The organism is Actinomycetospora sp. CA-101289, assembly GCF_050955895.1.
In the GTDB taxonomy this organism is placed as follows: Bacteria; Actinomycetota; Actinomycetes; order Mycobacteriales; family Pseudonocardiaceae; genus Actinomycetospora.
In genome coordinates, this window is sequence record NZ_CP192093.1 from 4,681,822 (window position 1) to 4,703,228 (window position 21,407).

At 75.2% G+C, this 21,407-nt stretch carries 20 protein-coding genes and 1 tRNA gene; 6 read left to right on the top strand and 15 right to left on the bottom strand.

Annotated elements, in window-relative coordinates; genetic code table 11:
• Nucleotides 1-57: 57 nt before the first annotated feature.
• From ACQPX6_RS23445 to ACQPX6_RS23455, 3 genes are all read right to left on the bottom strand, one after another.
• Nucleotides 58-1,719: an acetolactate synthase large subunit gene (locus ACQPX6_RS23445; RefSeq protein ID WP_433782866.1), complete on the bottom strand. Its 1,662-nt coding sequence runs from the start codon at nt 1,717-1,719 to the stop codon at nt 58-60.
• A 139-nt stretch (nt 1,720-1,858) separates the two neighbouring features.
• Entirely contained in the window at nt 1,859-4,345 is a 2,487-nt protein-coding gene (locus ACQPX6_RS23450; protein ID WP_433782867.1) for a heparin lyase I family protein, read from the bottom strand.
• Nucleotides 4,346-4,492: 147 nt separating this feature from the next.
• The gene (locus ACQPX6_RS23455) at nt 4,493-6,610 is read right to left on the bottom strand and encodes a prolyl oligopeptidase family serine peptidase (RefSeq protein WP_433782868.1); all 2,118 of its coding nucleotides are present in this window, start codon (nt 6,608-6,610) and stop codon (nt 4,493-4,495) included.
• A 105-nt stretch (nt 6,611-6,715) separates the two neighbouring features.
• Here ACQPX6_RS23455 and ACQPX6_RS23460 point away from each other — a divergent pair, with 105 nt between their 5' ends.
• The gene (locus ACQPX6_RS23460; RefSeq protein ID WP_433782870.1) at nt 6,716-7,744 is read left to right on the top strand and encodes a tryptophan--tRNA ligase; all 1,029 of its coding nucleotides are present in this window, start codon (nt 6,716-6,718) and stop codon (nt 7,742-7,744) included.
• Nucleotides 7,745-7,764: 20 nt separating this feature from the next.
• Here the strand turns inward: ACQPX6_RS23460 and ACQPX6_RS23465 are convergent, their stop codons facing one another.
• Nucleotides 7,765-8,058 carry a hypothetical protein gene (locus ACQPX6_RS23465; protein ID WP_433782872.1) on the bottom strand — a complete coding sequence of 98 codons (294 nt, stop codon included), beginning with the start codon at nt 8,056-8,058 and terminating at the stop codon, nt 7,765-7,767.
• Between the two features lie 225 nt (nt 8,059-8,283).
• Complete coding sequence (locus tag ACQPX6_RS23470; protein ID WP_433782873.1) at nt 8,284-8,730, bottom strand: HIT family protein; 447 nt, start codon at nt 8,728-8,730, stop codon at nt 8,284-8,286.
• 80 nt (nt 8,731-8,810) lie between these two features.
• Here ACQPX6_RS23470 and ACQPX6_RS23475 point away from each other — a divergent pair, with 80 nt between their 5' ends.
• Both ACQPX6_RS23475 and ACQPX6_RS23480 read left to right on the top strand, forming a co-directional pair.
• Nucleotides 8,811-9,512 (top strand): type 1 glutamine amidotransferase, encoded by a 702-nt coding sequence (locus ACQPX6_RS23475; protein WP_433782874.1) that lies wholly within the window; start codon nt 8,811-8,813, stop codon nt 9,510-9,512.
• Nucleotides 9,509-10,441 (top strand): TIGR03854 family LLM class F420-dependent oxidoreductase, encoded by a 933-nt coding sequence (locus tag ACQPX6_RS23480; RefSeq protein WP_433782875.1) that lies wholly within the window; start codon nt 9,509-9,511, stop codon nt 10,439-10,441. The genes ACQPX6_RS23475 and ACQPX6_RS23480 overlap by 4 nt, the downstream gene beginning before the upstream one ends.
• On the opposite strand, the gene ACQPX6_RS23485 is transcribed toward ACQPX6_RS23480, so the two are convergent.
• On the bottom strand, nt 10,416-10,826 hold the full coding sequence (locus ACQPX6_RS23485; RefSeq protein ID WP_433782877.1) for a TIGR03618 family F420-dependent PPOX class oxidoreductase: 411 nt from the start codon (nt 10,824-10,826) through the stop codon (nt 10,416-10,418). The genes ACQPX6_RS23480 and ACQPX6_RS23485 overlap by 26 nt on opposite strands.
• Nucleotides 10,827-10,861: 35 nt before the next feature.
• On the bottom strand, nt 10,862-12,793 hold the full coding sequence (locus tag ACQPX6_RS23490) for a hypothetical protein (RefSeq protein WP_433782878.1): 1,932 nt from the start codon (nt 12,791-12,793) through the stop codon (nt 10,862-10,864).
• Between the two features lie 141 nt (nt 12,794-12,934).
• On the opposite strand from ACQPX6_RS23490, the gene ACQPX6_RS23495 reads away from it, so the two are divergent.
• Complete coding sequence (locus ACQPX6_RS23495; RefSeq protein WP_433782879.1) at nt 12,935-14,101, top strand: type III PLP-dependent enzyme; 1,167 nt, start codon at nt 12,935-12,937, stop codon at nt 14,099-14,101.
• On the top strand, nt 14,098-15,381 hold the full coding sequence (speD, locus tag ACQPX6_RS23500; protein ID WP_433782880.1) for an adenosylmethionine decarboxylase: 1,284 nt from the start codon (nt 14,098-14,100) through the stop codon (nt 15,379-15,381). Before ACQPX6_RS23495 ends, speD begins: the two co-directional genes overlap by 4 nt.
• Nucleotides 15,382-15,394: 13 nt before the next feature.
• On the opposite strand, the gene ACQPX6_RS23505 is transcribed toward speD, so the two are convergent.
• From ACQPX6_RS23505 to ACQPX6_RS23515, 3 genes are all read right to left on the bottom strand, one after another.
• Nucleotides 15,395-15,793, bottom strand: a complete 399-nt coding sequence (locus tag ACQPX6_RS23505; protein WP_433782882.1) for an acyl-CoA thioesterase — start codon at nt 15,791-15,793, stop codon at nt 15,395-15,397.
• Nucleotides 15,790-17,517, bottom strand: coding sequence for an AMP-binding protein (locus tag ACQPX6_RS23510; RefSeq protein WP_433788337.1), 1,728 nt, complete (start codon nt 17,515-17,517; stop codon nt 15,790-15,792). The genes ACQPX6_RS23505 and ACQPX6_RS23510 overlap by 4 nt, the downstream gene beginning before the upstream one ends.
• Before the next feature lie 88 nt (nt 17,518-17,605).
• Nucleotides 17,606-17,827, bottom strand: coding sequence for a DUF3618 domain-containing protein (locus ACQPX6_RS23515; protein ID WP_433782883.1), 222 nt, complete (start codon nt 17,825-17,827; stop codon nt 17,606-17,608).
• A gap of 83 nt (nt 17,828-17,910) precedes the next feature.
• Here ACQPX6_RS23515 and bcp point away from each other — a divergent pair, with 83 nt between their 5' ends.
• On the top strand, nt 17,911-18,384 hold the full coding sequence (gene bcp, locus ACQPX6_RS23520; protein ID WP_433782885.1) for a thioredoxin-dependent thiol peroxidase: 474 nt from the start codon (nt 17,911-17,913) through the stop codon (nt 18,382-18,384).
• Nucleotides 18,385-18,388: 4 nt separating this feature from the next.
• Here bcp and ACQPX6_RS23525 read toward each other — a convergent pair.
• The 5 genes from ACQPX6_RS23525 to rph form a co-directional block, all read right to left on the bottom strand.
• Nucleotides 18,389-18,462 (bottom strand) — tRNA-Leu (locus ACQPX6_RS23525).
• A gap of 147 nt (nt 18,463-18,609) precedes the next feature.
• On the bottom strand, nt 18,610-19,440 hold the full coding sequence (locus tag ACQPX6_RS23530) for an alpha/beta fold hydrolase (RefSeq protein ID WP_433782887.1): 831 nt from the start codon (nt 19,438-19,440) through the stop codon (nt 18,610-18,612).
• Nucleotides 19,437-20,018, bottom strand: a complete 582-nt coding sequence (locus ACQPX6_RS23535) for a class I SAM-dependent methyltransferase (protein WP_433782889.1) — start codon at nt 20,016-20,018, stop codon at nt 19,437-19,439. Before ACQPX6_RS23535 ends, ACQPX6_RS23530 begins: the two co-directional genes overlap by 4 nt.
• Entirely contained in the window at nt 20,015-20,617 is a 603-nt protein-coding gene (rdgB, locus tag ACQPX6_RS23540; protein ID WP_433782890.1) for an RdgB/HAM1 family non-canonical purine NTP pyrophosphatase, read from the bottom strand. The genes ACQPX6_RS23535 and rdgB overlap by 4 nt, the downstream gene beginning before the upstream one ends.
• Entirely contained in the window at nt 20,614-21,357 is a 744-nt protein-coding gene (gene rph / locus ACQPX6_RS23545) for a ribonuclease PH (RefSeq protein WP_433782891.1), read from the bottom strand. The genes rdgB and rph overlap by 4 nt, the downstream gene beginning before the upstream one ends.
• Nucleotides 21,358-21,407 lie beyond the last annotated feature (50 nt).

Here is a 21,407-nt window from a genome sequence, read left to right on the forward strand (position 1 = left end):
CGGACCCCGAGACTATCCGTGACGCGCAACCAACCGTGACAGCAGCCCGCGCGAGCGCTACCGCGCGATCAGCTGGCCGAGGCGCTTGGTCAGCTTGACGTTCTCCGAGTAGTCCACCGGCACCACGATCACCGACGGCTTGTCGCGGCGGTCGAAGGCCTCCTTGAGCGCGGGACGCAGCTCGTCGGCGCTGCCGAGGCGCCGCGCGTGGCAGCCCAGGCCCTCCGAAATCTTGACCAGGTCGGGTGTCTTGAACTCGGTGCCGAAGTGGCGGCCGAACTCGACCTCCTGCTTCCAGGAGATCAGGCCGTAGTCGTTGTCCTCCCACACCAGGTTGACCGGGGCGACGCCGAGGCGGGTGGCCGTGGCCAGCTCCGCGCCGTGCATGAGGAAGCCGCCGTCGCCGGAGATGGCGACGATCCGACGGTTGCCAGCGACCAGCGACGCCGACACGCTGCCGGGCACGGCGATGCCCATCGAGCAGAAGCCGTTGGAGATGATGCAGGTGTTGGGCGCGTACGTCGGGTAGTGCCGCGCGATCCACATCTTGTGGGCCCCGACGTCGCTGATGAGGATGTCCTCGTCGTCCATCTCCGCGCGCAGGTCGGCGAGGATCCGCTGCGGCTTCATGGGGAAGTCGCCGGTCTCCCGCTCGGCCGTGGCTCCGGCGTCGTTGATCTCCTCGGTGAGGTTGCGGCGGGCGCGCGCGTGGCCGTCGAAGTCGGGGAACCGGTGGGCGTCGGTGAGGCCCTCGTTGATCGCCCACAGGGTGGCGGCGATGTCGCCGACCATCTCGACGGTGGGCCGGTAGGAGGTGTCGACCTCGGCCGGGTCGAAGTCGATGTGCAGCAGGCGCTTGCTGCGCCCGATGTTCCAGCGCGCCGGCGGCCACTCGACCATGTCGTAGCCCACGGCGATGACGAGGTCGGCGGCCTCGAACACCTCGGTGACGTAGTCGCGCGAGCCGAGGCCCACCGCGTAGAGGCTGCGCTCGTGGCGGTCGGACAGCGCGCCCTTGCCCATGAACGTCATGCCGGCGTAGATGCCGGTCTCCTCGACGAACCGCTGCAGCTGGCGGCTGGCGCGGGTGCGCACGCAGCCCTGCCCGACGAGCAGGACCGGGCGCTCGGCCCGGGCGATGAGGTCCAGCGCCGCCTGGGTGCTCTTCTCGTCCGGGACCGGTCGGCGGACCTTCTCCGGCGGCACGATCGGGGCGGACTCGACCTCGTGCTTGGCGATGTCCTCGGGCAGCTCGACGTGCGTGGCGCCGGGCTTCTCCGCGACGGCGAGCTTGAACGCCTTGCGGATGACCTCGGGGATCGTGCTCTCGTCGCGCAGCGACGTCGTCCACTTGGTCAGCGGCGCGAACATCTCGTTGACGTTCATCGCCTGGTGCGACTCCTTGTGCAGGCGCGTGGTGGCGCCCTGCCCGGTGATCGCGACGACCGGCGAGTTGTCCATGTTGGCGTTGGCGACGCCGGTGACGAGGTTCGCGGCACCCGGGCCGAGCGTCGACAGGCAGACACCCGCCTCGCCGGTGAGCCGGCCGTAGACGTCGGCCATGAACGCCCCGCCCGACTCGTGGTGCGTCGGCACGAACTTCACCGACGACTCACGCATCGACATCAGCAGGTCGGCGTTCTCCTCACCCGGGACCCCGAAGACGTACTGGACGCCCTCGGCCTCGAGGCACTTGACGAACAGGTCGCTGGCCCTCATGTGTCGGTCCCACTCCCCCGGCAATCGGCGTCGGTGCACGTCGGACCACGGTCAGGTGCCCATGAGGACGGCTCGGCACACCCCCGGGACCATCCGGGCTCGTCCTTTCGCGATCACGGGCGCTGCTCACCCGTCCGCGTCACCCGGTCGGACGGCCCGACGCGCCCACCGCAGCGGTCGTGCGGGGGCGCGCCGTGCTCGACGTGCCCGTGCCCGCACCGGTGTTCGACGCGTCGGTACCCCCGCCGGGGTCGTCGGCGGGCGCGGCACCGGCGCCCGTGCCCTGCTCGGCGCCGGCGAGGTCGGACACCGACTCCAGCGTGTCGCCGATCTTGAGGTCGTTCAGGAAGATCGTCGCGGGCTCGGCCGGCCCGTTCGTGTCCCGGTAGATGCCGGTCTTGAGGAAGTCCGACGAGTCGATCATCGTGCCGCGCGGCGGCCGGAAGCCCTGCAGGACCTGCTGGCCCCCGCGGTACACGGACACCTCGCCGCCCCCGATCTCGAACCGGATGTCCATCTGCACGTCGAGGTTCCGCCCCGCCTGGACCGGCCCGAGGTCGCGGACGCGGTCGCCGACGTTCGCCAGCCACAGGTGGCCGTCGACGACCTCGAGGGCGACCGGCGGCGAGGTGTTGGTGCCGCCGTCGTGCAGCTGCCAGATCACCTGCCAGGTCGAGGTGTCGACGGGGAAGTCCTCCGGCAGGAAGGCGCTGTAGCCGAAGAACAGGTGATCGCCCTCGCGGATGTCCTGCGCCTCCTCGGGGCGGACCTCCGAGCGCTTCGCGCCGTCGGGCACCTCGAGCTTGACCACCCGGCGGCCCGGCACGTTGGGGCTCTCGACCTCCTCCGGGTCGAGCCCGCCGCCCTCGACGTTGCCGCCGTCGGAGTCCTGGAACCCGGCGAGCCCCGACGTCAGCGCCCACAGCGCGCCGGTGTCCGAGCCCGCGTTCCCGCCGGTGTCGGTGTCGGTCTCGCCGCCCGCCGCACGCGGGGTGGTCGTGGTGGTGCGGCCGGGCGTGGTCGTGGTGCCCGTCCCGCCGCCGCGGCCCGTCGCCGGGGCCTCGTCCGCGTCGTCCGGGGCCTCGTCGGGCGCCGTGGTGGCCGAGCCCGAGCCCGAGCCGGCGCCCGAGCCGGTGCCCGGCGTGGTCGTGGCGCGCGGCGCCGACCCGGTGTCCGGGTACGCCTCGTCCCCGGCGCCCGCGTCCGGTGTCGTGGTCGCCGCGCTGCCAGAGCCCGTGCCGGCGCCCGTCCCCGGGGCCGTGGTGGACGTCGGCCCGGGCGTCCCGGTGGCCGCCGCACCCGTGTCGCCGGTCGCGTCGGGACCGTCGGGGTAGGCCTCCTCGCCGGGGTACTCCTCGCCCTCGGGGTAGGCCTCCTCGCCCGGGGTCGCCTGCCCCGACGCCGCGGGGCCGGTGGTGACGGGCGCGGTGGTGCCGGGCGCGGCCGAGCTGCTGGTCGGGGCACTGCTGCTGCTCGTCGGGGCACTGCTGGTCGGCGTGCTCCCCGCCGCGGGCAGCGACGTGATGAGGCGCCCCAAGGAGTCCGACGCCCAGCGCGGCGCCGGCGTGCCCGGGGCCACGTCGAGCGTGGCGTAGCCGGTGTGCGCGGGGTCCGCGACCGCCTGGTCGAGCGGCGGGGCCGCGGTGCCTGCCCGGGCGGCGCACACCGGATCCTCGGGCGCGCAGACCTCGATGGTGCGGTCGGCGACCCTGCCGAAGCCGCCCTCGCGCGCCGGCAGTACGCCCTGGCCGGTGACGCCGTCGGGGACCGTGCGGACCGCGGTGTCCCGCGCCGGGTCGCCGAACAGCCCGACGGCCAGGATCTTCTCCGCCGGGATCCGCTGCTCCTGCCCGCCGCCGACGCGGGCGGCGAGGTCGCCCGCCACGTGCGCACCCTGGGAGTAGCCGAAGAGCATCGCCGAGCCGCCGGGGCAGGCGGCGAGCTGCGCGGCCACCTGGTCGGCGAGCGCGGTGACGGCCTGCTGCTGGTTGACCTCGTAGGACGCGCCGACCTCGGGGCCGGGCACCGAGACCACCGCGAGACGCTCGCCCACCCGCTGGACCAGCGGGTCGGTGACCGCCGCGAGCGTCTCGCCGCCGGCCGCCCCGGTGCCGTTGACCGCGAAGAGCGTCACGTCGCGGCACGCCGCGGGCGCCGCGAGGGTCACGACCCCGGTGGTGACCGCGCCGACCATCAGCGTCGCCGCGAGCGCGCCCGCCGCGGCCACCACGCCGACGGGCCGGCGCCGCGGCCGGCGGGCGACGCCGGCGAGCACCGGGGCCCGGACGGGGCGCCGGCGGGACCACGCGCTCTCCGCGGACACCGGCGGCGCGGCGCGGCCGTCGTCGACCGCGCCGTCGGGGTGGACCACCAGCGGCCAGGAGCTCCACGGGCTCGCCATCTCGACGCGCACCGGGCGCCCGAGCCCCCCGGCGCGGCGGGCGGCGGCGGCCAGCCCGGCGCGGTGGGGGTCGGCGCCCCGGTCGACCGGCACGGGGACCCCGTCGACCAGGAGCGGGACGCCGCCCTCGCGGCGGTCGACGCGCAGGTGCACCACCGGAGCCGCGGGCACCGGGCGCCCGCAGCGGTCGACGAGCCCGCCGGCGTCGCGCCGGACCCGGCTCACGCGCCCCCACCCCGTACCGCCCGCATGCTCGCCCTCCACCCGGATCGCCCTCGCGTCGACAGCATCGGCGGGCGTGGGAGCGCGTGGGTGCGGTTCCGGGCAACTCGGCGGAACTGTTCGCGATCGCGAAGACCGCAGGCGGGCCGCCTACCCGAGCGCGTCGCGCAGGAAGGCGACCTGGAGCAGCAGGAGGTTCTCCGCCACGACCTCCTGCGGGGTCATGTGCGTGACGCCCGACAGCGGCAGGACCGTGTGCGGGTGGCCCGCCGCGAGCAGGGCGGACGACAGCCGCAGGGTGTGGGCGGCCACGACGTTGTCGTCGGCGAGCCCGTGCACGAGCATCAGCGGGCGTGCCGGCGCGTGCGTCCCGGGGTCCTCGGTGATCGAGGACCGCGCGTAGGCCTCGGGCTGCTCGTCGGGGTGGCCGAGGTAGCGCTCGGTGTAGTGGGTGTCGTAGAGCCGCCAGTCGGTGACGGGCGCGCCGGCGACCGCGGCGTGGAAGACGTCGGGCCGGCGCAGCACCGCCAGCGCCGCGAGGTACCCGCCGAACGACCAGCCGCGGATCGCGACGCGGCCGAGGTCGAGGTCGTCGACCTGCTCGGCGGCCGCGTGCAGGGCCGTGACCTGGTCGTCGAGCACCGGCGTCGCGAAGTCGCCGTACACGGCGCGCTCGTAGGCCGGCCCGCGCCCGGGGGTCCCGCGGCCGTCGGCGACCACGACGGCGAAGCCCTGGTCGGCGAACCACTGGCTGGTGAGGAAGGCGCCGCGCGCGGCGAGGACGCGCTGCGAGTGCGGGCCGCCGTAGGGGTCGAGCAGCACGGGCAGGCGCCCCGAGCCCGGGGCGTGGTCGCGCGGCAGGAGCACCGCCACCGACGGCCCGCCCGCGCCCGTCGCCACCCGGCGCACCGCGGGCTCGAGGCCGGGCGACTCGGCGTGCGACGCCACCGGCACCGTCGACCCGTCGGCGCGCAGGACCGTGGTGCGGGTGCCGTCGGTGTCGAGGTCGCCGCCGGCGAGCACGGTGGTCCCGCCCGCCCGGCGTCCCGACCACACCCCGTGCTGCGGGCCCACCCGCGCGGCGCCGCCCGCCGGCGACCAGGTCCACAGCGTCACGTCCTCGGGGCGCTCGGCGGCGGTGAACAGCACGGTGTCGCCGTCGACGTCGACCACGACGCGCACCTGCAGCCCGGGCGGGGTCACGGCCTCGTCGCCCACCACCAGGCGGCGGGTGTCGTCGCGGTCGACGGTGCGCACCAGGGCACCGTCGGCCAGGTGCGCGGGCACGCCGCCCACGAGGTCGACCCACACGTCGTCGGTGTCGCTCGCCAGCACGGAAGCGTCGCCGGTGTCGGGGTCGACGCGGCGCAGGTCCACGCGGCGCTGGTCGCGGGTGGAGACGGTGACGAGCAGGTCGTGGGTGTCCCAGGTGACGCCCGCGAGGTACTCGGCGCCGTCTCCGAGGTCGACCTCGGCGCGCGTGCCGTCGATGTCCACGACGGCCAGCGACACGCTCGCGTTGGCGGTGCCGGCGGCGGGGTAGGCGGTCTCGGTCGGGGTGCGGTCGGGGTGCGCCGGGTCGGCGATCCACCAGCGCGCCACCGGGGCGTCGTCGACGCGGGCGACGGCGAGCTGCGTGCCGTCGGGCGACCACCAGTACCCGCGGTAGCGGTTCATCTCCTCCGCGGCCACGAACTCCGCGAGCCCCCACGTGACGGTCGGCCCGTCGTCGGGGTCCGGGCCGACGACGACGTGCGTGACCCCCGTGGCGCGCTCGTGGACGTGGAGCGCCCCTCCACGGACGAACGCGACGCGGGCGCCGGTCGGGTCCGGGCGCGGGTCGACCACGGGGCCTTCGAGCGGGAGCGCCTCCGGGTGCGCGCCGGGGGCGAGGTCGACGGCGAAGGCCCGACCGGAGAGCACGAACACCGCGAGGCGGCCGGCGGCGTCGAGGGCGTACTCGACGACCCCGCCCGACTGCTCGCGCACCCGCTCGCGGCGGGCGCGCTCCTCGGGCGGGAGGTCCTCCTCGCCGGGCACGTCGAGCTCGCGGGGGTCGACGAGCAGGTGCTCCTCCCCCGTCGCCACGTCGAGCAGCCAGAGGCAGGTCACCGGGTCGTCGCCGGCGCGGCTGCGCAGCAGCACGACCCGCGCGCCGTCCGGCGAGATCGACGGGCGGCGCGGCGCCCCGAGCGTGAACCGGCGGGTGGCGGCCTGGCGGCGCGGGAAGCTGGCCGGAGCATCGGACGCGGTCGGGTCGACGGGCACGGGCGCAGTCTGCCCGGCCGGGAGACGAAGCGGAGCGGAGCTCGACCATCGACCCACGCTCGTCGGGCCCGAAACCGCTCGGTGGCGGCCGATAGGCTCGACGACGTGGCGGAGACGGAACGGCGCAAGATCTCCCTGACCGGGATCAAGCCCAGCGGGGAGCCCCACCTGGGCAACCTCGTCGGCGCGATCCGGCCCGCGCTCGAGCTGGCGCGCACAGGCGACGCGGAGTCCCGCTACTTCATCGCCGACGAGCACGCCCTCACCGGCGGGCCGGCGCCCGGGGACATCGCGTCGTGGACGCGCGCGGTCGCCGCGACGTGGATCGCCGCCGGCCTCGACCCCGAGCGCACCGTGTTCTACAAGCAGTCCGACGTCCCCGAGACCTTCGAGCTGACCTGGATCCTGTCCTGCGTCACCGGCAAGGGGCTGATGAACCGGGCGCACGCCTACAAGGCGGCCCGCGACCGCAACACCGCCGCCGGCGAGGAGCCCGACGCCGGGGTCAACCTGGGGCTCTACAACTACCCGGTGCTCATGGCCGCGGACATCCTCGTCATGGAGGCCGACCTCGTGCCGGTGGGGCGCGACCAGCTCCAGCACGTGGAGATCGCCGCCGACGTCGCGGGCAGCTTCAACCACCGCTACGGCAGCAGCTTCCGGCTGCGCATCCCCGAGGCCGTGGTGCCGCCGGAGACCACGGGGCACACGCTGCCGGGGCTCGACGGCCGCAAGATGAGCAAGTCCTACGACAACTACATCCCGCTGTTCCTGCCGGCGTCCAAGCTCAAGAAGCTGGTGCGCCGCATCCCCACCGACTCGACGCCGGTCGAGGCCCCCAAGGACGCGGACTCCTCGGCGGTGTTCCAGATCCTCGCCCAGTTCGCCGAGCCCGACGTCGTGGCCGACACCCGCAAGCGGCTCGAGGCCGGCGGCGTGGGCTGGGGCGAGCTCAAGAACCAGCTCGCCGACGTGCTCGAGACCCAGCTGGCGCCGATGCGCGAACGCTACGAGGAGCTCGTGGCGCCGGGCAGCGAGCTCGACGCGATCCTCGCCCGCGGCGGCGAGGTCGCCCGCGAGCAGGCCGCGCGCGTGCTGCGCGGGGTGCGGCGTGCCGTGGGCGTCGGGGCCTGAGCGGTGTCCCGACCGAGGCGTCAGCCGATGGTCGTGCGGTCGGCGGGCGAGTCGGTGTGGCGCCGGGGCGCCGGCAGGCCGGCGACGATCCCGCCCCAGCCGCCGCGGCGGCCCATCTCCGCGGGCGTCTCGGGCACCTCGGGCAGGTCACCCAGCCAGAGGCGCAGGGGGCCCGTGTCGAGCGGGCGCAGCGCGCCCTCGGGGTCGGTGGCCGCCGCCCGCTGCCGCAGGTAGGTGCCCAGCGCCGCGGCGGTGATCACGGACGCGAAACACCAGCCGGCCACCAGGACGGCGACCCACATGAGCACCGGCACGGACACCTCCGAGATCGGGGGCGGAACGCGGTCACCGAACGTGCTCGTCAGTACACCGCGTGCGTTGGGAAAGAGGATGACAGCTTCCGGCGACCGGCGGGTAGCCACTCACTCGATCGGACGTCACACGCCGACCGCCGGTCGTCGTCGATCGACCATCTGCGGGCGCTGGAGACCGTTCGGCGCGTATTCTCCGCCGTTCGTCCTGTCGATCGCGGACTGCCTTCAACGGCCGGGCGTGTGGGCGGCCAGAGCAGCACCGATACTCCGTGCGACCTCTGCTGACTCGTCCGGGGAGCCGTAAGGGTGGCGGGGTCCGAGGAAGAAGCGCAGCCCGTCCTTCGGCCGTCGCGGGATCACGTGCAGGTGCAGGTGGGGCACCGACTGGCTGATGACGTTGTTGACCAGCACCAGCGACCCCGGCGCGTCCATCGCGGTCTCGACGGCCCGCTCGAGACGCTGCGCGAGCGCGGCGAAGCCGGGGAGCTCGTCGGCGGGCAGGTCGGCCAGCGTCGTCACGTGGGTCCGCGGGACCAGCAGGACGTGGCCGTGGAACACCGGCGAGGTGTCGAGGAACGCCATCGTCGACGGGCCGTCGTGCACGATGTCGGCCGGCGCGTCGCCGGCGATGACCGCGCAGAAGGCGCAGGGCTTGCTCACGCGCGGGGGCACGCGGCGAGGGTGCCAGGCAGGCCGGGACGCATCGGCGCCGCCCGTGCGTTGTACGGCGCATGGGTGCGACGAGGTTGCTGGTGATCGGTCACGAGGTCTCCCCCGAGACCGTCCTGGTCCAGGTGGGCACGCTGGGCTCGTGGGCGGCCGACCGCGGCGTCGAGGTCGTGCCCGGCGTGGCCGGCGAGCCGCTCCCCGACCCGACGACCGTCGACGCCGTGGCCGTGCTCGGTTCGGTGCGCGGCGCGTGGGACGACGACGTGCCCTGGCTCGCCGACGAGATCGCCTACCTGCGCGGCGCGGTCGACGCCGGGGTCCCGGTGCTCGGCATCTGCTTCGGCGGCCAGCTGCTCGCCCGCATCCTCGGCGGGACCGCCCACGCCGCCGACGGGCGCCACGAGAACGGCTGGCGCGAGATCACGACGCACGCCCCGGACCTCGTGGTGCCGGGCCCGTGGATGGAGTTCCACTTCGACACGTTCACCCCGCCGCCGGGGGCCGAGGTGCTGGCGGTCTCGGCGCGCTGCACCCAGGCCTTCCGCGACGGCGTGCACCTCGGCGTCCAGTTCCACCCCGAGATCACGCCCGCCGAGCTCGAGACCTGGATGGCCCGCTGGGCCGGCACCCCGCTCGAGGACCGGCTGCCGGAGCTCGGCGTCGACCCCGACGCGCTGCGCGCCGAGACCGCGGCGCGGGCCGAGGAGTCCCGCGCCGCGAGCTGGGTGCTCTTCGACGCCTTCGCCGTGCGCGCGGGCCTCGTCCCGGACGCCGCGCTGCGGTGAGCGCGCCGATGAAGGTGCGGCTCGGGATCGGCGCCGGGGCGTCGCCCCGGGACCCGGACACGGCCTCGCTCGTCGACGGCTGCGAGGCCCGCGGGATCGACTCGCTGTGGTTCCCCGACCGCATCGCCGCGCCCACCCCGGAGCCCCTGATCGCGCTCGGCTGGGCCGCCGGGCGCACCCGCTCGCTCAAGCTCGGCACCGGCGTCGTCGTGCTGCCCGGGCGCAACCCCGCGATCGTCGCCGCGCAGCTGGCGTCGCTCGCCGCGCTCGCGCCGCGTCGCATCCTGCCGGTGTTCGGGCTGCGCCCGGCCACGGCGGCGGAGCGCACCGCCTACCCCGTGACCGGGCCGCGTGCCGAGGTCTTCGAGGAGGCCCTCACCGTGGTGCGGCGCCTGCTCACCGAGGAGTCGGTGACGTTCCACGGCCGGTTCAGCACGCTCGAGGACGCCGTCGTGGCGCCCCGCCCCGCCCGGCCGCTCGACCTCTGGCTCGGCGGCCTCGTGCCGGCCGCCCTGCGCCGCGTCGGGCGCCTCGGCGACGGCTGGCTCGCCTCGTTCGTCACCCCGGCCGAGGCCGGCGCGGCCCGGGCGACGATCGCCGCCGCGGCCACCGAGGCCGGCCGCGAGGTCGAGGACGACCACTACGGCACCAACCTCCTCGTCCTCCCGCCCGGCGCCCCCGCCGAGGAGACGGACCGCGCCCTCGCCGCGGCCGCCCGTCAGCGGCCGGAGGTGGACCCCCACGACCTCGTCGCCGACGGCTGGGACGACGCGCACCGGCGGGTGGCGCGGTTCGTGGACGAGGGCATCACCAAGTTCGTGGTGCGCCCCGCCGTCGCCCCGGAATCCTGGGAGGGGTTCCTCGACGGGTTCGTCGAGCACCTCGTGCCGCTCGAGGCGGAGCTCAGCGGCTCCCCAGCACCCGGGTGATCGCGATCTCCAGCACCACCCGCCGCGGGTTCTCCCGCGGCACGCGGTAGCGCTGGGCGTAGCGGTGCTCGGCGTCGGCGACCGACGCGGGGTCGTCGCGGACCACCGCACGTCCCTCGAGCGTCGACCATCGCGCGCGGTCGACCTGGCTGACCGCCACCCGCGCGCCGTCTTCCCCCGCCGCGCGCACGTGCCGCGCCTTCGCGCTCGTGCCCGAGGTGATGATGCGCGCGGTGGCGGTGTCGAGGTCGAGCGTGACGCCGACCGGGACGACGTGCGGCGAGCCGTCGCGCCGCAGGGTCGTGAGCGTGCACAGGTGGTACTCGGACCAGAACTGCGCGAACTCCTCGCCCCGGGCGTGCAGGTCGGCCGGCGTGGTGCTCATGGCCGCGATGGTGCCCGGCCGCCCCGCGGCGACGATCAGCCGCCCTGCGTGTCCTGGGTCTGGGCGCGCTGCACTGTGTCGGCGACCCACGCCCAGAAGCGCGGGTCCATGGGCGAGGTGGTGGGGATCGCGGCCTGCGGCTCGACGTCGGCGGCGGTGATCGTCTCGCCGACCACGTTGCCGTCCTCCCCCGACTCCGCCGTCTCGCCGCCCGCCGTGGTGCGGCGCGACGTGGACCCGGAGGCGTCGTCGTCGCTGGTGGCGTCGCTGCTGTCGGCCGAGTCGTCGCTGCCCGAGGGCTCCTCGGTGCTCGACTCCTCGGACTCCTCGGTGCTCGACTCCTCGGTGCTCGACTCGTCGACGGTCGTCGTCGGGTCGTCCTGCGGCTCGTCCTCGGAGGTCACCCGGGTGCTCGACCGCGACGAGCTGTCCGCCTCCGTCGTGCTCTCCGTGGTGCGGGCCGACGACGATCCGTCTGACGACCGGTCCGACGTCTCGTCGGGCGCCGACGTCGAGGTGGGGTCGTCGAGGTCGGTCGGCAGGACCGAGCCGGAGTCGCCCTCCTCGGGCGCGACGGTGGTGGTGCGGGTGGTCAGCGACGCCCCCGTGGTGGGGTCGACGGTCGTCGTGGTGCCCGCCGCCCGGTCGGTGGTCGTGGTGACGCCGGTGGACGGGTCGGTGGTGGTGGTCGGCGCCTCGGTGAGGTCGGAGGCGTCGGTGAGGTCGGTGGGCAGCGGCCAGCCCTCCGGCGTGGTCCGCGGCGCCGACCGCTCCGCGGCGCCACCGCCGGACGTCGTGGTCGGCGCGCCGGTCCCGGTCGCGTCGGCCGCGGGGGCGTCCGCCGGGTCGGTGGCGTCGGTCGGCAGCGGCCAGCCCTCGGGCGTGGTCGCCGGCAGCGACCGCTCCGCCGAGCCGTCGGGCGTCGTGGTGCCCTCCGGCCGGCCGTAGGTCGGCCGCTCGTCCGGGGTGCTCGCCGGCGCCGCACCGGTGGGCAGCTCGAGGGTGGGGCCGCCGGTGGTCGACGGGGCCGCGCTGGACGGCGCACCCGTCGACGGCGCCGGCTCGGCCGCCGTCGTGGTGCCCGCGGGGCCGGGCGCTCCGGGCAGCAGGTCGGGCAGCAGGCCGCCGTCGCGCTCGCCGCCGTCGCGGTCACCGCCGCCACCACCGCCGTCGCGCCCGCCACTCCCGCCACCGTTGCCGCCGGCACCGCCGCGACCGCCGCCGTTCCCGTTGCCGGGGGCGTCGCCGCCGCGGGAGCCGGTGGGCTCGTCGCGCGTGGGGTCGGGGAGCAGGGGCAGGTCGAGGACGGGGCCGGCCTCGTCGGCCGTGGTGGGCGTCTCGCGCGGGCCGGTCTCGCGCGGCCCCGTCTCGCGCGGCACCGTCGGCGCGGGCGCGGCGTCCAGGTCGTCGCCGGGCAGGGTCGGCTCGACGAGGTCGGGCGAGCTGTCGGCGCCCGGCAGCGGCACGGGGTCGAGGCTCGGGGCCAGCTGGTCGAAGCCCGGGGGCGGCGTCACGGGCTGCTCGGCGCCGGGGAACGCCGGCTCGCCGGGCGAGGTCGACGGCGCACCCAGCGGACGCGAGCCCGGCAGCGGGATGGGCGTCAGCGGTGGGGCGACGTCGTCGGGGAGGGAGCCGTCGGGCAGGGGCGCCTCGCCTGCGTCCTCGGGGAGCGCGCGCACGTCGCCCGAGGGCGCGCCGTCGTCGCCGTAGCCGTCGCCCGTGCCGCCGAGCTCGCCGTCGGAGGAGCCGTCCACGTCCTCGGAGGTGGTGGGCGCGTCGGTGGCGCTGCCGGTGAGACCGGTGGCGTCGTCGCGGGGGCCGGGGACCACGGTGGTGCCGACGCCGAAGAGCGCGGCGACGAGCGCGACGGCGAACAGCGTGGTGACCACGATGTTGCGCGGAGTGCGGAACGGCCACGGTCGCGGACGCGGTGCCGGGTTCCAGCCTCGGGACGAGGTGGACGGCATGCAACCCCCTTCACGACTTGCCCGCCCCCGACAGCGGCCCGGGCCCCCTCGGCCCCGGAGATCCGTACGGTACGCGGCCGGTGTGTCCGGGGTCAGCCGTTTCGTGGTTCAGGTCCCCGAATCTGCGGGCACGATGGAGACGTGGGTGCCCAGCCCGGGACGCGCGACGTCGCGCGTTCCTCGACGACGGACGCGCCGACCCCGCACCTCGTGCTCGACCTGGCCACCGTGCGCCGTGCCTATCGCGCGATGCGCACCGCGCTGCCCGAGGTGGAGCTCTGCTACGCGGTGAAGGCCAACCCCCACCCCGACGTCCTCGCCCTGCTCGTGGCCGAGGGCGCCTCGTTCGACCTCGCGAGCCCTGGCGAGCTCGACCTGTGCCTGCTCGCCCGCGCCCGCCCCGCGGGGCTGTCGTGGGGCAACCCCGTGAAGAAGGTCACCGACGTCCGCGCCGCCCGGGCCGCCGGGGTCACGCGCTTCACCACCGACGCCCCCGGCGACGTCGACCTGCTCGCCCGCGAGGCCCCCGGCGCGGCCGTCGGCGTGCGGCTGGCGGTCGGGGACGACGGCGCCGCGACCCCGTTCGCGGGCAAGTTCGGCGCGACGCAGGACGAGGCCGTCGCCCTCCTCCGGCGCGCCCGCGCCGCCGGCCTCGCGGCGACCGGCGTCGGCTTCCACGTCGGCTCGCAGCAGCGCGACCCGCAGGCCTGGGCCCGCGGCATCGACGCCGCCGCCCGCGTGGCCGCGCGCCTCGGCGGGCAGGCGCCGGTCGAGCTGAACCTCGGCGGCGGCTTCCCGACCCCGCACGCCGGCGGCCCGACCCCCGACGTCACCGCCTGCGCGACCGCGATCCGCGCCGCCCTCGCCCGCCACGGGGCGTGGTGGCGCCCGCGGCTGGTGGCCGAGCCCGGGCGCGCCCTGGTCGCCGACGCCGGCGTGCTGCGCGCCGAGGTCGTCCTCGTCGCCGAGCGCGCGGGCCGCCGCTGGGTCTACCTCGACGTCGGCCGCTACCAGGGCCTCGCCGAGACCGAGGGCGAGATGATCGTCTACCGCCTGCACACGCCCGGCCGCGGCGGCGCGACCGGTCCCGTCGTGCTGGCCGGACCCACCTGCGACGGTGACGACGTCCTCTACCGGCACGCCGACGTGCGCCTGCCGCTGGACCTCGCCGCCGGCGACGTCGTGGAGCTCCTCGGCGCCGGCGCGTACACGGCGAGCTACGCCTCGGTCGGCTTCAACGGGCTGCCACCGCTGCCCACGCACATCCGTCCCGACACGCACGAGACCCCGGAGGAAGGTGGGAATTGACGACCACGTCCACGACCACACACCAGACCGCCCCGAGCGCCGCGTCGTTCGCCGGCCGCCACGTCCTCGCCGAGCTGCGGGGCGTCGACCCCGCCGTGCTCGGCGACGAACAGCGGGTCGTCGAGGCCCTGCGCCACGCGCTCGACGAGGGCGGCGCGACCGTCCTCGACGTCGTCGCGCACCGGTTCGAGCCGCAGGGCACGACGGTCGTGGCGCTGCTGGCCGAGTCGCACGCCTCGGTGCACGCCTATCCCGAGGCGTCGGCGGCCTTCGTGGACGTGTTCACGTGCGGGGTGGCCGCCGACCCGGAGCTGGTCGTCGGCGCGCTGGGCCGCGAGCTCGGCGCCACCGAGGTGCGCGCGCAGGTGGTCGCCCGCGGGGCGGGGCTGGCGCCGGCCGCCGGCGGGCGCGAGGTCGACGAGCCCCTGGCCTCAGGGATGCGGCGGCGCTGGCGCCTCGACGAGGTGATCTGGCGGGGCCGCACCGAGTGGCAGGACATGATGGTCGCGCGCACCGCGCAGGGCGTGTCCCTGTTCTGCGACGGCGAGCGCCAGTCGACCGAGGCGACCCAGCTCGTCTACCACGAGGCCCTCGCCGCCCCCCCGATGCTGCTGGCCGACGAGCTGCGCTCGGTGCTGGTCGTCGGCTCGTCCGAGGGCGTCGTGTCCCGCCTGGCCCTCGACGCCGGCGCCACCCGCGTCGACCACGTCGACATCGACGTCGAGTGCGTGCGCCGGTGCGCCGAGCTCCTCCCCTACGGCTACACGCCCGACGAGCTCGCGGCCGCCGAGGCGGGCGAGGGCCCGGTGCGGATGCACTACGCCGACGGCTGGCCGTTCCTCGCCGACGCCGCGGCCCGCGGCGACCGCTGGGACGTCGTGATCGTCGACCTGCCCGACGAGCCGGTGGAGGTCACCGACCCGGCGCAGCACGCCCGCCTCTACGGGGCGGCGTTCCTGCGCCGCTGCGTCGAGGTCCTCACCCCCGGCGGGGTCGTGTGCTCGCAGGCCGGTTGCCCGACGCTGTGGCGCAACGACACCCTCGGGCGCATGACGCAGCGCTTCGACGACGTGTTCACCACCGTGCTGCCGTACTGCTCGGACGAGCACGAGTGGGCGTACCTGACCGGACGCGTCGACCCGGTGGACGACCCGGTGGCGCTGGCGGTCTCGCGGCTGCACCGCTTCCCGTCCCTGACCTCGATCGACGCCGACGCCCTGCGCCGCGGCGCGGTGCTGCCCTTTGCGCTCCGCGCTCGTGCGCGCGTGCCCGTGTCCTGACACGGACGATCGCTCACGCGTCCGCCAGCGCCTCCGCCAGCCGCGACGGGATCGGCGTCTTCGTCCACGTGTCGGTCGCGAGCACGACGTAGACGTTGCGGCCGGTCACCGCGACCTCGTCCGCCGACCGGAACACGCGGAACGCCAGCGTGAAGCTCGTCGTCCCCTGCCGCTCGCACGCCACCTCGACGCGCGCGTCGTCGCGCCACCGCACCGGGCCGCCGTAGTCCAGCTCCGAGTGCACGACCATCACGTCGAAGCCCGACGCGATGAGCTCCGGGTAGGACAGCCCGACGTGGTCGAGGAAGCCGGTGAAGGCCTCGTCGAACCAGGTCAGGTAGTGGCCGTTGAACACCACGCCCTGCTGGTCGATCTCCGCGTAGCGCGGGACGACCGGGAACGCGAACGTCACTGCCGCAGCTCGGGGAAGTCCTCGTCCCGGTACTCGCCGTCCGGGGCCGCCGCGTCGGGGCCCGGGCGCAGCTCGTCCTCCCGGCCGCGGAGCTCGACCCGACGGATCTTCCCGGAGATCGTCTTGGGCAGCTCGTAGAACTCGAGGCGCCGCACCCGCTTGTAGGCGGGCAGGTGCTCACGGGCGTGCCGCAGGATCTCCAGCGCCGTCTCGCGGCTCGCCTCGTAGCGCGTCGAGAGCACCACGTACGCCTTCGGCACGGCCAGGCGCAGCGGGTCGGGCGACGGGACGACCGCGGCCTCGGCGACCGCGTCGTGCTCGATGAGCACGCTCTCCAGCTCGAACGGGCTGATCCGGTAGTCCGACGCCTTGAACACGTCGTCGGAGCGGCCGATGTAGGTGATGTAGCCGTCCGCGTCGCGGGAGCCGACGTCACCGGTGTGGTAGACGCCGTCGCGCATGACCTCGTCGTTGCGCTCCGGGTCGTCGCGGTACCCGACCATGAGCCCGAGCGGGCGCGCCGTCAGGTCGACGCAGATCTCGCCCTCGTCGCCGCGTTCGCCGCTCACCGGGTCGACGAGCACGATCGGGTAGCCCGGCAGCGGGCGGCCCATCGACCCGTCCTTCACGGGCTGGCCCGGCGGGTTGCCGATCTGCAGCGTCGACTCGGTCTGCCCGAAGCCGTCGCGGATCGTCATGCCCCAGGCGTCGCGGACCTGCTCGATGACCTCGGGGTTGAGCGGCTCCCCGGCCCCGACCAGCTCGCGCAGCGGCACCTGCACGCGCGTCAGGTCGGCCTGGATGAGCATCCGCCACACCGTCGGGGGGGCGCAGAACGTGCTGACGCCCTTCTCGACGACCACGTCGAGCAACTTGTCGGCGTCGAACTTGGTGTAGTTGTAGATGAAGATCGTCGCCTCGGCGATCCACGGCGCGAAGACGTTCGACCACGCGTGCTTGGCCCAGCCCGGCGAGGCGACGTTGAGGTGCACGTCGCCCGGCTGCAGGCCGATCCAGTACATCGTCGAGAGGTGCCCGACGGGGTAGCTCGTGTGCGTGTGCTCCACGAGCTTGGGCTTCGCCGTCGTGCCGCTGGTGAAGTAGAGCAGCAGGGTGTCGCTGCCCTTGGTGACGCCGTCGGGCGTGAACTCGGCGGGCGCGTCGTAGGCGGCGGCGTAGTCGAGCCAGGGCTCGGTGATCCGGGCCTCCGTCCCCGAGCCGACGGCGATGCGCGTGTACTGGCCGGGCACGTCGTCGAACTTGTCGACGTCCACGTCGCGGACCACGACGTGGCGGGCGTTGCCGCGCTCGATGCGGTCGCGCAGGTCGGCGGCCCCGAGCATCGGCGTCGACGGGATGAGCACCGCGCCGAGCTTCATCACCGCCAGGATCGTCTCCCACAGCTCGACCTGGTTGGCGAGCATGAGGATCACCCGGTCGCCGCGGGCGACGCCCTGGGCACGCAGCCAGTTCGCGACGCGGTTCGACCGCTCGCTCATGTCCGCGAAGCTGTACTTCGCCTCCCGCCCGTCCTCCTCGACGACCCACAGCGCCGGACGCTGCGCGGTTCCGGGGGCCGAGGCGATGGCGTCGAAGTGCTCGAGGGCCCAGTTGAACTCGTCGAGCTGAGGCCACGCGAAGTCGCGCAGCGCGGCGTCGTAGTCCTCGCGTCGCTCGAGCAGCAGATCCCGCGCCCGACGGAACTCGGACGCGGCCTTGCTCAGCTCGGGCACTGCGGTCCTCCTCGACTGGTCCGGCGGCGGAGCCGGTGGCGAGGCGGTTCTACCACCTCGCCACCGGGGCCGGACCTGCCTACCTGAAGAGCTTGCGCAGGATCAGGAGCCCCACGAGCGCGCCGGCGGCGTAGACGGCGTACTTGACACGCGGATCGGCCCACTTCTGGGCGGCCATCTCCTTGCCCTGCTCCGAGAGTCGCTGCGGGTTGGCCCGCTCGGAGAGCTCGTCGAGGGCTCCGGCCAGCGCCTCGCGTGCCTGCTGGATGTCCTTCTCGATGGCGTCCGTGTCCCGTGCCACGACACCTCCCGTTGGTCGTCGGTCGCGCTGACCGTCGCGCTCGTTCGCGACCGGCCGGTGGTCGGCGGCTATCCTGCCCGCCCGTGACCGCCGATACCCGCCTGGCCCCCGGTCAACCCGCGCCCGGCTTCTCCCTGACCTCCGATCGGGGCGAGACGGTGTCCCTCGCGGACCTCCGCGGCCACCGCGTCCTCGTGTACTTCTACCCGGCCGCCGGCACCCCGGGGTGCACGAAGGAGGCCTGCGACTTCCGCGACAACCTCACGACGTTCAACGACGCCGACGTCACCGTGCTGGGCATCTCGCCGGACAAGCCGGAGAAGCTCGCCAAGTTCCGGGACAAGGAAGGGCTGACGTTCTCGCTGCTCTCCGACCCGGACAAGTCGGTCATGCAGGCCTGGGGTGCCTGGGGCGAGAAGACGATGTACGGGAAGACGACCACCGGCGTCATCCGCTCGACCTTCCTCGTCGACGCCGACGGGACGATCGAGGAGGCGCAGTACGGGGTCAAGGCCACCGGGCACGTGGGCCGGCTGCTGCGGGATCTCAAGCTCTGAGCTGTACCGGCGACGGGATTCGAACCCGCACTGTGCGGCACCTAAAGCCGCCCTCTCTGCCAGTTGGAGTACGCCGGTGCGCCGTTAGGGCTAGTAGCTCCAGTCGGCGGTTCCGACGATACGAGCCCGCCGCGCGGTGGCGCGAGCAGGTTGAGCCATGATCGCTCCAGGTGCTCCTCCAGGCCCGCTCAGCGCGGTCCGCGGAGCACCGGGAGCGATCATGCTCTACAGGAACGCCCGCACCGCCGCCGCGACCTCGTTCGCCGCCTCCAGCGGCACGAAGTGCCCGACGTCCTCGAGGTGGTGCACGCCGCGCAGGTCGGTGAACGCCGCCTCCAGCCCCTCGGCCAGCCGCGGCGGGAAGAGCGGGTCGCGGTCACCCCAGAGCACCGTGGTCGGCACGGTGATCGGCGGCGCCGGGTCGTGGCCGCGCGCCGCGAGGGCGGTCGCCAAGGTGGCGGAACCGGAGCGGTACCAGTTCAGCGAGGTCGTGAAGGCGCCCGGCCGGGCGTAGGCCTCGACGAGCTCGTCGGTCACCGACGCGGTCCCCCGGTGGCCCCAGTGCGACCAGAAGTGTTCGAGGTACGTGCGGACGGCCGGAGCGGAGCCGTCGACCAGCCGCGACGCCAGCTCCAGCTGGTGGAAGTCCTGGTACCAGAACTCGGCACGGTGATCGTCGTCGAGCGCCGCGGACGCCGACCCCGGGTGGACCGCGTTGCCCAGCACGAGGGCCCGCACGCGCTCGGGCCGCGTCCGGGCGAGGTGCGAGGCCGTGGTGGACCCGACGTCGTAGCCGACCAGCACCGCGTCCTCGAAGCCCAGGTGGTCCATGAGCTCGAGGACCGCGGCGCCCTGCGCGTCGCGGCCGAAGTCGGTCGCCGGCCGCTCGGCGTCCCCGGGACGGAAGGACGCCCCGAAGCCGAGCAGCTCGGGCACGACCACCTGGGCGTCGCGCTCGAGCAGCGGGAGCAGCGCGCGGTAGTCGGACGCGGCGCCGGGCCAGCCGTGCAGGCAGACGACGGGCACGCCGCCGCCCTCGTGGGCATAAACGATCACGAGACCTCCAACACCCTGAATCCCGCATGCGACGACAACCGTGACGTCGGGTGGCCCTGCTCCCCCAGCCAGCGCGCGAGCGAGTCCGACCCGAGGTTCTTGCTCACCACCAGGTACGACGGCCCGTCGACGCGCGGCAGCCAGCGCAGCAGCAGCTCGTGCAGCACGGCCTTGCCCGAGCGGATCGGCGGGTTGGACCACATCTGCGCGAAGCGCACGTCCGCGGGCACCTCGTCGGGACGGCAGGCGCGGACGTTCGTCAGCCGTGCGGCCGCCGCGTTGGCCCGCACGAGGTCCAGCGCGCGGTCGTTGACGTCGACGGCCCAGACGGTGGACGCGGGGCGCTGCACGGCGAGCCACAGGGCGATCGGGCCGTAGCCGCAGCCGAGGTCCAGCAGGTCGCCGTCGGCGGGCTCCGGCGCGTTCTGGAGCAGCACGCGGGTGCCCTTGTCGAGCCGGCCGCGGGCGAACACCCCGGCGTCGGTGGTGAGGTCGAGCGCCACCTCGCCGATCTCGAGCCGGTAGGAGACGGGGTCGGACGCCGAGCCGGGCTGCTCGGAGAAGTACTGGTCGGTCACGACAACTCGGTCAACCTCGGCAGCAGCGCCCGCAGCGCCTGCGCGCGGTGGGACACGGCGTCCTTCTCCTCCGGCGCCATCTCCGCCGCCGTGCGCGACTCGCCCTCGGGCACGAACACGGGGTCGTAGCCGAAGCCGTTGGTGCCGCGCGGGAGCCGGATCAGCGTCCCGGGCCAGCGCTCGACGACGGCGACCTCGCGCCCGTCGGGGTGGGCGGCCGCGGCGGCGCACACGAACGCCGCGCCGCGGCGGGCCTCGGGCACGTCGGCCATCTGGTCGAGGACGAGCGCGAGGTTCCGCGCGTCCCGCTCGGTGCGGGAGCCCGTCCGCCCCGACCAGCGCGCGGAGAGCACGCCGGGCATGCCGTTCAGCGCGTCGACGGTCAGCCCCGAGTCGTCGGCGACGGCCACGAGCCCGGTGGCGGCGGCCGCGTCCCGGGCCTTGGCCAGGGCGTTCTCCTCGAAGGTCGCGCCGGTCTCGGGCGTCTCCGGGAACTCGGGGACGTCGGCCAGCCCGACGACCTCGATGCCCTGCGCGCCGACGAGTCGGCGCAGCTCGGCGAGCTTGGCGTCGTTGCGGGTGGCCAGCAGGACCTTCACGGCAGCTCCCCGGGATAGGGCGCGGCGAGGGCCGCGGTCTGCAGCTCGGTGAGCCGCGCGCAGCCGGCGAGCGCGTTGTCGAGCATCGCGTCGAGGGTGGCGCGGGTGTAGGTGGCGCCCTCGCCGGTGCCCTGGACCTCGACGAGCGTGCCGGTGTCGGTGGCCACGACGTTCATGTCCACCTCGGCGCGCGAGTCCTCCTCGTAGGGCAGGTCGAGGCGCACCCGGCCGTCCACGACGCCGACGGACACCGCGGCGATCGAGCACGACAGCGGCTGCGGGTCGGCGAGGCGCTTGTGGGCGCGCAGCCAGGTCACCGCGTCGGCCAGGGCGACGTAGGCGCCGGTGATGGCCGCGGTGCGCGTGCCGCCGTCGGCCTGCAGGACGTCGCAGTCGAGCTGGATGGTGTTCTCGCCCAGCGCGCGCAGGTCGATCGCCGCGCGCAGCGACCGGCCCACCAGCCGGCTGATCTCGTGGGTGCGCCCGCCGACCCGGCCCTTGACCGACTCGCGGTCGCTGCGCGTGTGCGTCGCCGAGGGCAGCATCGCGTACTCGGCGGTGAGCCAGCCGAGCCCGCTGCCCTGGCGCCACCGCGGCACCCCCTCGGTGACGCTGGCCGCGCACAGCACCGTCGTCTGCCCGAACGACACCAGCACCGACCCCGCGGGGTGCTGCTGGAACCCGCGCTTGATGCTGATCTCGCGGAGCTCGTCGTCCGCCCTGCCGTCGCTGCGTGCCACGAGCGACCACCCTAGGAGCCACCCGGCACGCGACGGTTCGTCGGGCTAAC

Coding starts and splice junctions, on each gene's coding strand:
- ACQPX6_RS23445 (WP_433782866.1), bottom strand. CDS start 1,719: ATGAGGGCCAGCGACCTGTTCGTCAAGTGCCTCGAGGCCGAGGGCGTC.
- ACQPX6_RS23485 (WP_433782877.1), bottom strand. CDS start 10,826: ATGAGCACCACGCCGGCCGACCTGCACGCCCGGGGCGAGGAGTTCGCG.
- ACQPX6_RS23490 (WP_433782878.1), bottom strand. CDS start 12,793: ATGCCGTCCACCTCGTCCCGAGGCTGGAACCCGGCACCGCGTCCGCGA.